The organism is Allorhizobium sp. GW101-3B10, from assembly GCF_059424725.1.
On the sequence record NZ_JBWKZR010000001.1, the window covers coordinates 1,527,015 to 1,541,089 of the forward strand.

Here is a 14,075-nt window from a genome sequence, read left to right on the forward strand (position 1 = left end):
CGCATGTCCCAACTGGTCGAACTCCGCAACTGCCGCCGTGTCTATGACAACGGCCGCATCATCGCCCTGGACGATGTGTCCTTCTCCGTGGCGCGCGGCGACTTCATCGCCATCACCGGCCCGAGCGGCAGCGGCAAGTCGACGCTGCTCGACGTGTTGTGCGGCCTTGAGGAACCCAGCTCGGGCGAGGTGCTGTTCGACGGCGCGATCGTGCGGGGCAGGACCGACTGGGCACGCATCCGCTCAGAGCGGATCGGCTTCGTCTTCCAGTCCTTCTATCTGATCCCGTCGCTGACGGTGGCGGAGAATATCGAACTCGCCATGCTGTGGCAGGGCATTTCGGCGCGCGACCGCCGCGACCGGGTGGCGGAACTGCTGGAGCGCCTGGGCCTTGGCCAGCGCGGCCGACAGCATCCGCTGCAACTGTCCGGCGGCGAGCGGCAGCGGGTGGCGATCGCCCGGGCGCTTGCCAACCGGCCCGAACTGATCGTCGCCGACGAACCGACTGGCAGCCTCGACAGCCGGTCCAGCGCCGACATCATCGACCTGCTCGAGGATCTGCAGCGCAACAATGCGATCACCGTCGTCATCGTCACCCATGACCGGGCGATCGCCGAGCGCTGCGACCGGCGGGTCGAACTGGTCGACGGACGGATCGTTTCCGACCAGCGCGTTCCGCGGATCGCCGCGACATCCGAGGTCTCCGCATGAATCTCCTGACCTTGCCCGCACGAAACCTCCTGTCGCAGAAACTTCGCTCGACACTCACCGTGCTCGGCATCGCGGTCGCGGTCGGCAGTTTCGTTGCGCTCACCGGACTGACGCGCGGCCTGCAGGACAGTTATGCCCAGGGCGTCGGCGATGTCGGCGGCGACTATGTCGTCAGCCAGCGCGGCACCTATAGCCTTGTCAGCAGCTCGATTTCCGCCGAACTGGTCGAAAAGCTCGATGCCGTGCCCGGCGTCGAGGAGGCGGCGGGAATCATTCTGACGATCGCCGAGGTCGACGACGAGGCCAATATCTTCGTCACCGGCTGGCCGGACGACAGCTTCCTGTGGCGCTCGCTGGCGCTGGAACAAGGCGTGATCCCCACCGGCGACCGCGAGGTGGTCCTCGGCCGCACCGTCGCCGAGGCGCTCGGCAAGACGGTGGGCGACGAAATCCAGATCCAGTACGAACCCTTCCGCATCACCGGCATCTCGGTCCCGGACTCGGTCTTCAATCAGAATGTCGCCGTGGCGCGGCTGAAGGGGCTCCAGGAACTTTTCGGCCGCCCGGCCAGCGTCTCGCTGGTGCAGGTCCGCCTGGCGCGTCCCGTCGAGCCCGAAAGGGCGGCGGCCGTCAAGGCGGTGCTCTCCAAGGTGTCGCCGACGATCGAGGTCAGCGACAGCGCCGAATTCGCCGAGAACATGGATTTCGTCAAGACGGTGGATGCGGTCACCTCGGCGGTCTCGCTCATCATGATCCTTGCCTCGTCCATTCTGGTGGCCAATACGCTGCTGATGTCGGTTTCCGAGCGCGTGCAGGAATTCGGCATCCTCGCAGCGATCGGCTGGACGCCGGCGCGCATCCGCATGCTGGTGGTGGTCGAGGGGCTGATGATGTGCCTGATGGGCAGCGTCATTGGGGTCGGGCTTGGGATCGCCGGCATGCATCTGGTGTCTTGGCTGCGCATTTCGGCCGGTCTGCTCGAACCCTATCTCAGTCTTGCCATCGTCGCGGAGGCGCTGTTCTGGGTAATCTTGGTCGGCCCGCTCGCCGCGCTCTATCCGGCCTGGCGCGTCACCCGCGCCACGCCGTCTTCGGCGCTCCGCGGCATTCGCTGACTTTCCTGCCCATATTTGCAGTCCGCATCGAACCGTTCCGATGCCCGCGCGTTATCTGAGTGCTGCAGTGGGGTTCCGGAGGTCAGACTTGCGCATCGCGAAATTCGTGTTGATCGGCATCATTGCTTTTGCCGTGGCCTCCTGGCTTGCCGTCTATCTCTACGGGCGGTTCGCCTCGCAGGCGCGCGGGCCGGCCTCCTACGCGCTGCCGGTCACCGAAAGCGAGACCCCGCTCGACCGCGAGATCGAGCCGCAGACCGTCGCTCACCCGGACGAGAGCGGCCTTCGGCTGGTTTCCGACGACATTGATGCCTTCGCGGTCCGCGCCCATGCCGCCCGCGCCGCCGGCCGCAGCCTCGATCTGCAATATTACTACTGGCGCGACGATTTCACCGGCGGGCTTCTCGGCCGGGAGGTGCTGGCGGCGGCCGATCGCGGGGTGCGGGTGCGCATCCTGCTCGACGACATCAATGCGCGCGGCGGCAATGACGTCTATCTGGCCTATGACAGCCATCCCAATATCGAGGTCCGGCTCTTCAATCCGGCGCTCAGCCGCGACAGCACGCTGGCGCGCGGCATGGACATGGCGCTGCGCATCCTGACGGTGACGCGGCGCATGCACAACAAGGCCTGGATCGCCGACGGCAGGCTGGCGATCGTCGGCGGGCGCAATATCGGAGACGCCTATTTCGGCGCGTCCGACACCGCCAATTTCCGAGATCTGGACGTCGCCATGGTCGGTCAGGCGGTCGACCAGACCGCGACCATCTTCGACCGCTTCTGGAACAGCCCGGTCGTTTTGCCGATCCGCAGCCTGTCGGATCCCGAACGCCGGGAACTGACGCGGCTGCGCGCACGGTTGGAAGATGCTGCCTCGAGCGAGCCGGCAAAGCTCTACCTTTCCCGACTGAAGCAGGGGGAGCAGGCGGCCAAGGCGCTGGTGACCGCCGGCGCGACGCACTGGACGGCCTCGGCGGAGGTCGTTTCCGATCCGCCGGAAAAGGTTCTCGATGTCGGGCAGCAGAGCTGGCTCAACGAGAGCATCGACCCGGTCATCGCTTCGGCGACCACCAGCCTGGAGATCACCTCGCCCTATTTCATTCCCGGTGACGAGGGCGCAAGCAGCCTGCGCCGCCTGGTCGAGCGCGGCGCCGAGGTGAAGGTACTGACCAATTCGCTCGCCGCCACCGACGTCGCCGCCGTCCACGGCGCCTATGCCCACTACCGGGAAGGCCTGCTCGAAAGCGGGATCGATCTGTTCGAACTGAAGGCGGAGAGCCGGCCGGGGCGGATTTCGCTGTTCGGCTCCAGCAATGCCAGCCTGCACACCAAAGCCTTCACCGTCGACGACCGGACCGGCTTCATCGGCTCGTTCAACTACGACCCGCGGTCGATCGCGCTCAACACCGAAATGGGCGTGCTGTTTCGCCATGCCGATCTGGCGGCCGAGGTGCGGCGCGAATTCCTCATCCGTAGCGGGCCGATCCATGCCTACCGGCTGAGCATCGAAGACGGTGACCTGCAATGGAACGGCGAACCCGACCAACCGCCAGAGCATGATGAACCGGGCGCCAGCTACTGGCGCCGATTCGTCGCCACCGTCACGGGACTGCTGCCGCTCGAATCGCAATTGTGAGCCGCGTGCCCGAGTCAGCTGAGATTGCTGGTCGGCCGGTCGCGGTCGTCACCCATGTCTTAGATACACGACGTTACCTATGTCTTCGGTATGAACAGGGAAGAAATGGTGAGAGCGCAGGGATTCGAACCCTGGACCTACTGATTAAAAGTCAGTTGCTCTACCGGCTGAGCTACGCTCTCCCAAGGGGGACGTGGCGTCCCCGCGGAAGTGTGCGTTACATAGGCAGGTGCCCCTTGCCGGTCAACCGAAATTTTCGGAACCGCGGCGACGAAGGGGCGCAATTGTCGCAGCGAACGGAAAGGTGATTGGCAAGCGGGGGACGACGGCGCTAGGAAGGCGGCACCGGGCCGCTAAGGGAGTTTGCTTCGTGTCGATTGCCGAGATTTCGCTGCTCAGCGCGCTGTTCGCCGGGGCGCTGTCCTTCCTGTCGCCCTGCGTCCTGCCGCTCGTCCCGCCCTATCTCTGCTACATGGCCGGCATTTCCGTCGACCAGTTCCGTGGCGGCGGGGTGGCGACGCAGGACCGCCAGGCGCGGCGCGCGGTGATGTTTTCGGCGCTCGCCTTTACCCTCGGCTTTGCCACCGTCTTCGTCGCGCTCGGCGCCGGCGCTTCGACCATCGGCACGCTGCTGCGCCAGCATCTCGACCTGCTGGCCAAGATCGGCGGCGTCATCATCATCATCATGGGCCTCAACTTCCTCGGCGTCTTCCGCATCGGGCTCTTGTCGCGCGAGATGCGCATTTCCGGCGGCGGCAAGCCGGCGACGCTGTCGGGCGCCTATGTCATGGGCCTTGCCTTCGCCTTCGGCTGGACGCCCTGCATCGGCCCGGTGCTCGGCGCGATCCTCGGCGTGGCCGCAGCGCGCGACACGGTCGGCGAGGGCGCCATGCTGCTCGCCGTCTATTCCCTCGGTCTCGCCGTGCCGTTCTGGATCGCCGCTGCCTTTTCCGGCGCCTTCATGCGCTTCCTCACCCGCTTCCGCCGGCATCTCGGCCTGGTCGAGAAGATCATGGGCGGCTTACTCGTCCTCACCGGGCTTGCCTTCATCTTCGGATTCGTCGCCGACATGGCGATTTGGTTCCAGCAGACCTTTCCAATCCTGTCGCAAATCGGCTAAGGCCGAAGACGAAGGGTCGCATACGTCCGACCCCGGGAAGCGAGGAGCGGCGGCTTGGCAGACATTATCGCACTGGTCCTGCCCTTCTTCGGGCTCATCCTGATCGGCTATATTTCGGGCCGGCTGACGCGCCAGCCCGCCGAAGCGCTCGGCTGGCTCAACTTCTTCGTGATCTACATCACATTGCCGTCGCTGTTCTTCAAGCTGGTGTCGCGCACGCCGATCGAGGAACTGACCCGCGTCGACTTCATCGCCGCCTCGCTCGCCGCCACCTATACGATCTTCGTTCTCGTCTTCCTGATCGGACGGTTCGTGCGGGGCAATACGATCCCCGACTGCACGATCCAGGCGCTGGCTGGAGCCTATGGCAATATCGGCTACATGGGACCGGGGCTGGCGCTGCTGGCCTTCGGCGAAGCCGCGGCCGTTCCGGTGGCGCTGGTCTTCTGCTTCGAGAACGCCGCCCATTTCATCGCCGCGCCGGCGCTGATGGCCTTTGCCGGCGGAGACGAGCGGCCGCGCAGCCGGGTGGCGCTCGATGTCGTGAGGAAGATCGCCTACCACCCGTTCATCATCGCCACCGCGATCGGCTTCCTGGCCGCCGGCCTGCATTTCGATCAGCCGCTCGCCCTGCAGCGGCTGATCGACTATCTCGCCCAGGCGGCTGCCCCTTGCGCGCTGTTTGCCATGGGGGTGACGCTGGCGCTGCGTCCGCTGAAGCGCATTCCCGCCGAGATCGGCTATATCGTGCCGATCAAGCTCCTGCTGCATCCGCTGCTGGTCTATGTCGTGCTCGGGCTGGTCGGCGATTTCGATCCGCTGTGGATCTTCACCGCAGTCCTGCTCGCCTCGCTGCCGACGGCGACCAATGTCTTCGTCATCGGCCAGCAATACGGCGTCTGGCAGGAACGCGCCTCGGCGACCATCCTCATCACCACCGTGCTTTCGGTGCTGTCGGTCTCCGGTCTGCTCTATGCCATCACCAACGGCATCCTACCGCCGGATCTTTTCCCGTAAGAAGCTCGGGAAAGAACGCAGTGCCCGGCCGGGCGCCACACCTTCCTGCATCACCATATGGCGAAGCGGCGCGACGCTGGAGAGCACCTGCAGGCCCGCCGCCCGCAGCATCTGCACCGGCAGGAGGCTCGACAGGAGCGAGCGGTTGAGCAGGTCGACGCTCGCCGTGCGGCTGATCACGTCAACGCGGCGCTTGCGGTCGAAGCGATCTCCCGCGTCGGCGGGGATCGGCTGGCCGGTCCGGTCGCACAGAATGTCTTCGAGGGCGGCAATGTCGCGCAGGCTGAGATTGAGCCCCTGCGCGCCGATCGGCGGGAAGGCATGGCCGGCTTCGCCGATGAAGGCGGCGCGGCCCGTGCCGTAACGATGGGCGCTCATACCCGAAAGTGGCCAGGCCTGAACCCCGTCCTCGACCGAAACCTTGCCCAGCATCGACTGCATGCGGGTTTCCACCGCACGGGACAGGTCTTCATTCGTGAGCGCCAGCAGGCGCTCGGCTTCCTTCGGATCGACCACCCAGACCAGGCTCGAGCGCAGGCCGGGCAGGGGCACCTGGGTGAAGGGGCCGCTTTCGCCGTGGAACTCGGTCGAGACGTTGCGATGCGGCACGGTATGGGCGAAGTTCAGCACGATGGCCGTCTGCGGATAGGACCAGGTGCGCACGCCGACGCCGGCGCTTTCGCGGACCTTGGACTTGCGGCCATCGGCGCCGACGACAAAGGCGGCCTCCAGGCTTTCGCCGCCTTCCAGCCGGATCACGACCTTGTCGGGGCCAAAGGCGATGTCTTCGGCGGTGGAAGGGAAGGACGTGATGTTGGGTTCGGCCGCGACCGCATCGCCCAGAACCTTTAGCAGGGCGCTGTTCGGCATGTTGTAGCCGAAGGCGTCGAGCCCGATCTCGGCGCTGCGAAAGGCGACGACCGGCGCGCGCAGCAGCCGGTTGGTGCCGTCGACGATCTGCATGGTCGAGAGGGCCGCGGCGGCGGGCTGCACCGCTTCCCAGAGGCCGAGCCGCTCCATCATCCGGACCGACTGATCCATCAGCGCGGTCGTGCGCCTGTCGCCACCGGTCGGCGGGGCGACGAAGGCGACGCGACGTCCGCCGCGGGCAAGGGCCACCGCGGCGATGGAGCCTGCAAGGCCGCCGCCGACCACGGCGATATCGAACTCTTTCATCTTGGCCACCTCTTGAGTTTCCCTCTATCTAGAGCGCCCGCACACAGAAATCCATAAGCCGAATTGGCGCAGGCCTCCATCCTGCCTGCGGCGGCAGAGCCCGCTAAATGTGTTCATCTTTTGCCAACGCGGTTGCAAAAAATGCGGTTTCGGTCGATACGAAATCGGAGGGCGAAGAGCGGGGCAAAAAACCGAATATGAAGATCTTCAATTATCGGCGGGTGCCTTACGCGGAAATGCGTGCCTTCTCAGTCCACATCCTGACCGCCTCCGGATCCTTCCTCGCTTTCCTGGGTGTGGTCGCGGCGGCCGAGCGCCGCTTCGTCGACATGTTCTGGTGGCTGGGTCTGGCGCTTCTGGTCGATGGCATCGACGGCCCGATTGCCCGCAAGGTCAGGGTCAAGGAAGTCCTGCCGAACTGGTCGGGCGACACGCTCGACAACATCATCGACTACGTCACCTATGTGCTGCTGCCGGCCTTTGCGCTCTACCAGAGCGGCATGATCGGCGAGCCCTGGTCCTTCGTCGCCGCTGGCATGATTGTCGTCTCCAGCGCCATCTACTATGCCGACATGGGCATGAAGACCGACGAATATTTCTTCTCCGGCTTTCCCGTCGTCTGGAACATGATCGTGTTCACGCTGTTCGTCATCGACGCTGACGCGACGACGGCGCTGGTGGTCGTCATCGCCTCCGTGGTTTTGACCTTCCTGCCGATCCATTTCCTCCATCCGGTGCGCGTCCAGCGTCTGCGCCCGCTCAATCTGGCGGTCTTCTTCCTCTGGTGCGGCTTCGGCGGCTATGCGCTTCTGAAGCATTTCCATACGCCGGACTGGGTGACGATCGGCTTCATCATCACCGGCATCTACCTCTATGGCATCGGCGCGGTGCTGCAGTGGTTTCCCTCCCTCGGCAGGTCGAAGTCCTGAACCGCCGGCTTCAATGTGCAAGTGCAAAAAAAGTTGTCGGGGGTCGGTTGCCGGATGACGCAAAGCGCGTATCAATATCGTTTTTCGCTTTGATCGGCACGCTTGGGGGCTGCGGTGCGAGCGCAAGAGGGAACTGTGCCGAAGGGTGACATGACGAACACCGAACCACTTCTGGCCGTCGAGGGGCTGACCAAGCTGTTCGGCAGCTTTGCCGCCTGCGACGGCATTGACCTTGAAATCGGCCACGGCGAGATCCACGCGCTGCTGGGCGAAAACGGCGCCGGCAAATCGACCCTGGTCAAGATGCTGTTCGGCATTCTCGCCCCGTCTTCCGGCCGCGTCTGCTGGAAGGGCAAGCCGGAGGACATCGTCTCGCCCGCCGCCGCACGGCGCCTCGGCATCGGCATGGTCTTCCAGCATTTCTCCCTGTTCGAGGCATTGACCGTCGCGGAGAACATCGCGCTGGCGCTCGATGAAAACGTGTCGATCGACGAAATCTCGCAGAAGGCCGCCGAACTCTCCAGGGCCTACGGCCTGCCGCTCGACCCGGCGGCGCATGTCGCCGATCTTTCCGTCGGCGAACGCCAGCGGATCGAGATCGTCCGGGCGCTGCTGCAGAACCCGAAGCTCATCATCCTCGACGAACCGACCTCGGTCCTCACGCCGCAGGAAGCCGACAAGCTGTTCGAGACGCTGTTCAAACTGAAGGCCGAGGGCCGCTCGGTTCTCTACATCAGCCACCGCCTGGAAGAGGTCCAGCGCATCTGCGACCGCGCCACCGTGCTGCGCCACGGCAAGGTCACCGGCGCCTGCGATCCGCGCGGCGAGACGCCTGCCACGCTTGCCCGGATGATGGTCGGCGGCGAGGTCGCAACGGTCATGCGTGACGACGATGCACCAGCGGGCGACGTGCAGCTGGAAATCCGCAACCTGACGCTTCGCCCGCGCACGCCCTTTGCCATGGAACTCAAGAACCTGTCGCTGAGCGTCCGGGCCGGCGAGGTGCTGGCGATCGCCGGCGTGGCGGGTAATGGCCAGGGCGAGCTGTTCGACGCGCTTTCGGGAGAATATACCACCGAGGACAACGAGGCCGTTCGCATCCGCGGCCGCTCGGTCGGTCGGACCGGCATCAACGGCCGCCGCCTGCTCGGCGCCGGCTTCGTGCCCGAAGAACGCAACGGCCATGGTGCAGTCTCGGCGCTGTCGCTCTCGGACAATCTCCTGCTCGCCCGCAACCAGTCGGATGCGCGGACCTTCCTCTCGGGCGGGATCCTGAAACTGATCCGCCACGAGGCGGTGAAGGGGGCGACGCAGCGCATCTGCGAGGCGATGGACGTACGCAAAAGCGGCGTCGATCCGGCCGCGGGCTCGCTGTCCGGCGGCAACCTGCAGAAATTCATCGTCGGCCGCGAGCTCGACCGCCAGCCGGCCGTGCTGATCGTCAACCAGCCGACCTGGGGCGTCGATGCCGGGGCGGCCAGCCGCATCCGCCAGGCGCTGATCAACCTGGCGCGCGCCGGATCGGCGGTGCTGGTCATCAGCCAGGACCTTGACGAGATCTTCGAGGTGGCGACCACGGTCGCGGCCATTTCCGAAGGGCGGCTGTCGCAGAGCTATCCGGCAGCGACGATGACGCGCGAGAAGATCGGCCTCCTGATGGGCGGCATGCACGGTTTGGAGACGGCGAATGCGCATTGAACTCGAACGCCGGCCGGGCATGTCCGGTTTCTTCGCGATCGTGTCGCCGCTCGTCGCGCTGGCGCTCACCGTGATCTTCGGCGGACTGATGTTCGCCCTGCTCGGCAAGGACCCGGTCGACGCGCTGTTCAGTTTCTTCATCGAGCCGCTGCTCGAGGTCTGGTCGCTGCACGAACTCGCCATCAAGGCGGCGCCACTGATCCTGATCGCCGTCGGCCTGTCGGTCGCCTATCGCTCGAACAACTGGAACATCGGTGCCGAGGGCCAGTTCACCATCGGCGCGATCACCGGCTCGTTCCTGCCGGTGGTGTTCTACGAATGGCATTCGCCGCTGCTCCTGCCGCTGATGCTGATCCTCGGCATGATCGGCGGCGCGCTCTATGCGGCTATCCCGGCGCTGCTCAAGGCCCGCTTCAACACCAATGAAATCCTCACCAGCCTGATGCTGGTCTACATCGCCCAGCTCTTCCTCGACTGGCTGGTGCGCGGCCTCTGGCGCGATCCGGCGGGCTACAACTTTCCGCAGAGCCGCTCCTTCGTCACCGAGGGCGTGCTGCCGGAAATGCTGTCGTCGGGCCGCGCCCACTGGGGCTTCGCCTTCGCCATCATCGCCGCCGTCGGCGTCTGGTTCATGATGCGCTACATGCTGAAGGGCTTCCAGGTCGTGGTGCTCGGCCAGTCCGAGCGGGCAGGGCGCTTTGCCGGCTTCTCCTCGCGCGGCATGATCTGGTTTTCCATGCTGTTTTCCGGCGCGCTGGCCGGTCTTGCCGGCATCTCCGAGGTCTCGGGTTCGATCGGCCACCTGCAGCCGTCGATCTCGCCGGGTTACGGCTTCACCGCGATCATCGTCGCCTTCCTCGGCCGCCTCAACCCGCTCGGCATCATCGCCTCGGGCCTGGTGCTGGCGCTGACCTATCTCGGCGGGGAGGGCGCGCAGCTGTCGATCGGGGTCTCCGACAAGGTGACGCGGGTGTTCCAGGGGCTCTTGCTGTTCTTCGTGCTGTCCTGTGACACGCTGATCCACTACCGCATCAAGATCGTGCTCGGCAAAGGCCGCGCCCTGCTCGGAGGAGCCGGCCGATGATCATCGAAGCCATCCTGATGACCGTCATCACGGCGTCCACGCCGCTCGTCATCGCAGCCATGGGCGAACTCGTCACCGAACGCTCGGGCGTGCTCAATCTCGGCGTCGAGGGCATGATGATCATCGGTGCAGTGTGCGCCTTCGCCGTCGCGCAGATGAGCGGATCGCCGCTGATCGGGGTGGGTGCCGGCATTCTCGCGGGCGCCGTCTTCTCACTGCTCTTTGCCTTCCTCACGCTGACGCTGGTCGCCAATCAGGTCGCGACCGGTCTGGCGCTGACCATTCTCGGCCTCGGCGTGTCGGGCATGCTGGGGGAAAGCTTCGTCGGCGTTCCGGGCGTCAAGCTCCAGCCGATCGCCATTCCGTTGCTCGCCGACATCCCGGTCGTCGGTCCGCTGCTGTTTCGGCAGGACGTCATCTTCTATCTGTCCGTCCTGCTCGTCCTCGGCGTCAACTGGTTCCTGTTCCGCACGCGGTCGGGCCTGAAGCTCCGGGCGATCGGCGACAATCACGGATCGGCCCACACGCTCGGCATTCATGTGATCCGCACCCGCTATCTCGCCGTGCTGTTCGGCGGCGCCTGCGCAGGGCTCGCCGGCGCCCAGCTGTCGCTCGTCTACACGCCGCAATGGGTAGAGAACATGTCGGCCGGCCGGGGCTGGATCGCGCTGGCGCTGGTCGTCTTCGCCTCGTGGCGGCCGTGGCGGGTGCTGGCCGGCGGCTACCTGTTCGGTGCCGTCACCATCGGCCAGCTGCACGCCCAGGCCTTCGGCATCGGTTTACCCTCGCAGCTTCTTTCCGCGCTGCCCTATGCCGCGACCATTGTGGTCCTCGTGATTATCTCGCAAAATCGGCGCACCACGCTGATCAACACTCCGGCCTCGCTCGGCAAGCCGTTCGTGCCTGACCGGTAAGAACACAAGCCTTTGTCAACAACCAGAAGGGGTTCCCCATGAAAAAGATGCTTATCGCACTCGCCGCGAGCGCTGCCGTCCTCGGCAGCTTCGCGGCTTCGGCCCAGGCCGAAGACAAGACCAAGGTCTGCTTCATCTATGTCGGCACGACGACCGACGGTGGCTGGACGCAGGCGCATGACATCGGCCGCCAGCAGCTGCAGGCGCATTTCGGCGACAAGATCGAGACCCCCTTCCTCGAAAGCGTTCCCGAAGGCCCCGATGCCGAGCGCGCCATCGAGCGTCTCGCCCGTTCCGACTGCAAGCTGATCTTCACCACCTCGTTCGGCTTCATGGACGCCACCGTCAAGGTCGCCGCCAAGTTCCCGGACGTGAAGTTCGAGCACGCCACCGGCTTCAAGGCCGCCGACAACGTCGCCACCTACAATTCGCGCTTCTATGAAGGCCGCTACATCCAGGGCGTGATCGCTGCCAAGATGTCCCAGAAGGGCGTCGCCGGCTACATCGCCTCCTTCCCGATCCCGGAAGTCGTCATGGGCATCAACTCCTTCATGCACGGCGCCCAGTCGGTCAATCCGGACTTCAAGGTCAAGGTCGTATGGGCCAATACCTGGTTCGACCCCGGCAAGGAAGCCGATGCCGCCAAGGCCCTGATCGACCAGGGCGTGGATATCCTGACCCAGCACACCGACACCACCGCGCCGATGCAGGTCGCCGCCGAACGCGGCATCAAGGCCTTCGGCCAGGCGTCCGACATGATCAAGGCCGGACCGGAAACCCAGCTGACGGCGATCGTCGACACCTGGGGCGCCTATTACATCAAGCGCACCCAGGCACTGCTCGACGGCACCTGGAAGTCGGAACAGATCTGGGACGGCCTGAAGGACGGCATCCTGACCATGGCGCCCTACACCAACATGCCGGACGACGTGAAGGCCATGGCGCAGGACATCGAAGCCAAGATCAAGTCCGGTGAACTGCATCCGTTCACCGGCCCGATCAAGAAGCAGGACGGTTCGGACTGGCTGAAGGACGGCGAAAAGGCCGAGGACGGCGCGCTGCTCGGCATGAACTTCTACATCGCCGGCGTCGACGACAAGCTGCCGCAATAATTCCGGCTGCAATGATTTTTGAAAGGGGCGCTGCTTTGCGGCGCCCCTTTTGCTGTTGGTTCCGTTTGACGGTTGCTGCTATGAGACTGCCGTCGCTTGATCTTTTCGAATCCTGTTCTACCCGCTGGGAGTAATCATGAGCCGCAGCTGTCTCGCCGTCATCCTCGCCGCAGGCGAAAGCACCCGCATGAAGTCGTCCATGTCGAAGGTGCTGCACCCCGTGGCCGGTCTGCCGATGATCGCGCATGTGATGAAGACCATCGCATCGTCGGGCATCAGCGACGTGGCGCTGGTCGTCGGGCGCGACACGGAGAAGGTGGTGAAGGCCGGCAGCATCGGCGGCGTCAACGTTACGCCCTTCATCCAGACCGAGCGGCTGGGCACCGGCCATGCCGTGCTCGCGGCGCGCGACGCCATCGCCCGCGGCTATGACGATGTTCTCGTCGCCTATGGCGACGTGCCGCTGATCACCGCCGAACCGCTCCTGGCGGCGCGGGCGGCGCTGGCCGAGGGCAATGACGTGGCCGTCATCGGCTTCCACACCGCCCATCCCACCGGCTACGGCCGGCTGCTGGTCAAGGACGGCGAGCTGATCGCCATCCGCGAGGAGAAGGACGCCTCCGACGCCGAGCGCACGGTCACCTGGTGCAATAGCGGCCTGATGGCGATCAACGGCCGCAAGGCGCTGGAATTCCTCACCCGCATCGGCAATGCCAATGCCAAGGGCGAGTACTATCTGACGGACCTCGTCGAGATCGCCCGCTCGCTCGGCGGGCGTACCGTCGCCGTCGATGCGCCGGAAGACCAGCTGACCGGCTGCAACAACCGCGCCGAGCTCGCGGTGATCGAGCGGCTATGGCAGGAACGCCGCCGCCACGAACTGATGGTTTCGGGCGTGTCGATGATCGCGCCGGAGACGGTCTTCCTCAGCCACGACACGGAGATCGGACAGGATGCGCTGATCGAGCCGAATGTCGTGTTCGGACCGGGCGTCACCGTCGAGGGTGGCGCTGTCATCCATGCGTTTTCGCATCTGGAGGGCGCGCATGTGGCAGCCGGCGCGACCGTCGGACCCTTTGCCCGGCTGCGTCCCGGTGCCAATCTCGCCGAAGGTGCCAAGGTCGGCAATTTCTGCGAGGTCAAGAAGGCCGAAATCGGCAAGGGCGCCAAGGTCAACCACCTGACCTATATCGGCGACGCCATCATCGGCGCCAACGCCAATATCGGCGCGGGCACCATCACCTGCAATTATGACGGGGTGAACAAGCATGAGACGCGGATCGGGGAAGGTGCCTTCATCGGTTCCAACAGCGCGCTGGTCGCGCCCGTCTCGGTCGGCGCCGGCGCCTTCGTCGCTTCCGGCAGCGTCATAACCGAGGACGTGCCCGCCGACGCGCTTGCGCTCGGCCGCGCCCGGCAGGAAATCAAGCCGGAACGGGCCAAGGCCATCCGCGCGCGCAACGAGGCGCTGAAGGCCTCCCGCAGCGCGAAGGCTTGATTGCTGCGACTGCGTAACGTTGCGAAACCGAATGTGACCGGTGGGCGGATTGCGCAAATCGGCAA

The 14,075-nt window shown here is 65.3% G+C and carries 12 protein-coding genes and 1 tRNA gene; 11 read left to right on the forward strand and 2 right to left on the reverse strand.

The features are described 5' to 3' along the window. Positions 1-3 precede the first annotated feature (3 nt). From AC07Y0_RS07275 to AC07Y0_RS07285, 3 genes are all read left to right on the forward strand, one after another. Positions 4-711, forward strand: a complete 708-nt coding sequence (locus AC07Y0_RS07275; RefSeq protein WP_498675917.1) for an ABC transporter ATP-binding protein — start codon at positions 4-6, stop codon at positions 709-711. Continuing rightward, the gene (locus AC07Y0_RS07280) at positions 708-1,826 is read left to right on the forward strand and encodes an ABC transporter permease (protein ID WP_498675920.1); all 1,119 of its coding nucleotides are present in this window, start codon (positions 708-710) and stop codon (positions 1,824-1,826) included. Before AC07Y0_RS07275 ends, AC07Y0_RS07280 begins: the two co-directional genes overlap by 4 nt. A 94-nt stretch (positions 1,827-1,920) precedes the next feature. Further along, the gene (locus AC07Y0_RS07285; protein ID WP_498680192.1) at positions 1,921-3,462 is read left to right on the forward strand and encodes a phospholipase D family protein; all 1,542 of its coding nucleotides are present in this window, start codon (positions 1,921-1,923) and stop codon (positions 3,460-3,462) included. A gap of 106 nt (positions 3,463-3,568) precedes the next feature. Here AC07Y0_RS07285 and AC07Y0_RS07290 read toward each other — a convergent pair. Continuing rightward, positions 3,569-3,644: transfer RNA gene (locus tag AC07Y0_RS07290), tRNA-Lys, on the reverse strand. Between the two features lie 188 nt (positions 3,645-3,832). Between AC07Y0_RS07290 and AC07Y0_RS07295 the strand changes: the two genes are divergently transcribed. Both AC07Y0_RS07295 and AC07Y0_RS07300 read left to right on the forward strand, forming a co-directional pair. Then, a complete protein-coding gene (locus AC07Y0_RS07295; RefSeq protein ID WP_498675921.1) occupies positions 3,833-4,582 on the forward strand; it encodes a cytochrome c biogenesis CcdA family protein in 750 nt (249 codons plus the stop codon). A 54-nt stretch (positions 4,583-4,636) separates the two neighbouring features. Then, positions 4,637-5,599 carry an AEC family transporter gene (locus AC07Y0_RS07300; protein WP_498675922.1) on the forward strand — a complete coding sequence of 321 codons (963 nt, stop codon included), beginning with the start codon at positions 4,637-4,639 and terminating at the stop codon, positions 5,597-5,599. Here the strand turns inward: AC07Y0_RS07300 and AC07Y0_RS07305 are convergent. After that, positions 5,576-6,775: a UbiH/UbiF family hydroxylase gene (locus AC07Y0_RS07305; RefSeq protein ID WP_498675924.1), complete on the reverse strand. Its 1,200-nt coding sequence runs from the start codon at positions 6,773-6,775 to the stop codon at positions 5,576-5,578. The genes AC07Y0_RS07300 and AC07Y0_RS07305 overlap by 24 nt on opposite strands. A gap of 197 nt (positions 6,776-6,972) precedes the next feature. Here AC07Y0_RS07305 and pcsA point away from each other — a divergent pair, with 197 nt between their 5' ends. The 6 genes from pcsA to glmU all read left to right on the forward strand — a co-directional run bounded on the left by pcsA (position 6,973) and on the right by glmU (position 14,010). Beyond that, entirely contained in the window at positions 6,973-7,704 is a 732-nt protein-coding gene (gene pcsA, locus AC07Y0_RS07310) for a phosphatidylcholine synthase (RefSeq protein ID WP_454746000.1), read from the forward strand. A 150-nt stretch (positions 7,705-7,854) separates the two neighbouring features. Continuing rightward, positions 7,855-9,402 (forward strand): ABC transporter ATP-binding protein, encoded by a 1,548-nt coding sequence (locus AC07Y0_RS07315; protein ID WP_498675925.1) that lies wholly within the window; start codon positions 7,855-7,857, stop codon positions 9,400-9,402. Then, positions 9,392-10,486 (forward strand): ABC transporter permease, encoded by a 1,095-nt coding sequence (locus AC07Y0_RS07320; protein ID WP_498675927.1) that lies wholly within the window; start codon positions 9,392-9,394, stop codon positions 10,484-10,486. The genes AC07Y0_RS07315 and AC07Y0_RS07320 overlap by 11 nt, the downstream gene beginning before the upstream one ends. Next, complete coding sequence (locus AC07Y0_RS07325) at positions 10,483-11,400, forward strand: ABC transporter permease (protein WP_498675930.1); 918 nt, start codon at positions 10,483-10,485, stop codon at positions 11,398-11,400. The genes AC07Y0_RS07320 and AC07Y0_RS07325 overlap by 4 nt, the downstream gene beginning before the upstream one ends. Before the next feature lie 38 nt (positions 11,401-11,438). Beyond that, a complete protein-coding gene (locus tag AC07Y0_RS07330) occupies positions 11,439-12,512 on the forward strand; it encodes a BMP family ABC transporter substrate-binding protein (protein ID WP_498675931.1) in 1,074 nt (357 codons plus the stop codon). Positions 12,513-12,648: 136 nt separating this feature from the next. After that, the gene (gene glmU, locus AC07Y0_RS07335; RefSeq protein WP_498675933.1) at positions 12,649-14,010 is read left to right on the forward strand and encodes a bifunctional UDP-N-acetylglucosamine diphosphorylase/glucosamine-1-phosphate N-acetyltransferase GlmU; all 1,362 of its coding nucleotides are present in this window, start codon (positions 12,649-12,651) and stop codon (positions 14,008-14,010) included. The last annotated feature ends 65 nt before the right edge of the window (positions 14,011-14,075 follow it).

Excerpts from the sequence above, each read along its gene's own strand:
- glmU (WP_498675933.1), top strand. The coding sequence starts at position 12,649 with ATGAGCCGCAGCTGTCTCGCCGTCATCCTCGCCGCAGGCGAAAGCACC.
- pcsA (WP_454746000.1), top strand. The coding sequence starts at position 6,973 with ATGAAGATCTTCAATTATCGGCGGGTGCCTTACGCGGAAATGCGTGCC.
- AC07Y0_RS07330 (WP_498675931.1), top strand. The coding sequence starts at position 11,439 with ATGAAAAAGATGCTTATCGCACTCGCCGCGAGCGCTGCCGTCCTCGGC.
- AC07Y0_RS07315 (WP_498675925.1), top strand. The coding sequence starts at position 7,855 with ATGACGAACACCGAACCACTTCTGGCCGTCGAGGGGCTGACCAAGCTG.
- AC07Y0_RS07325 (WP_498675930.1), top strand. The coding sequence starts at position 10,483 with ATGATCATCGAAGCCATCCTGATGACCGTCATCACGGCGTCCACGCCG.
- AC07Y0_RS07280 (WP_498675920.1), top strand. The coding sequence starts at position 708 with ATGAATCTCCTGACCTTGCCCGCACGAAACCTCCTGTCGCAGAAACTT.
- AC07Y0_RS07305 (WP_498675924.1), bottom strand. The coding sequence starts at position 6,775 with ATGAAAGAGTTCGATATCGCCGTGGTCGGCGGCGGCCTTGCAGGCTCC.
- AC07Y0_RS07320 (WP_498675927.1), top strand. The coding sequence starts at position 9,392 with ATGCGCATTGAACTCGAACGCCGGCCGGGCATGTCCGGTTTCTTCGCG.
- AC07Y0_RS07275 (WP_498675917.1), top strand. The coding sequence starts at position 4 with ATGTCCCAACTGGTCGAACTCCGCAACTGCCGCCGTGTCTATGACAAC.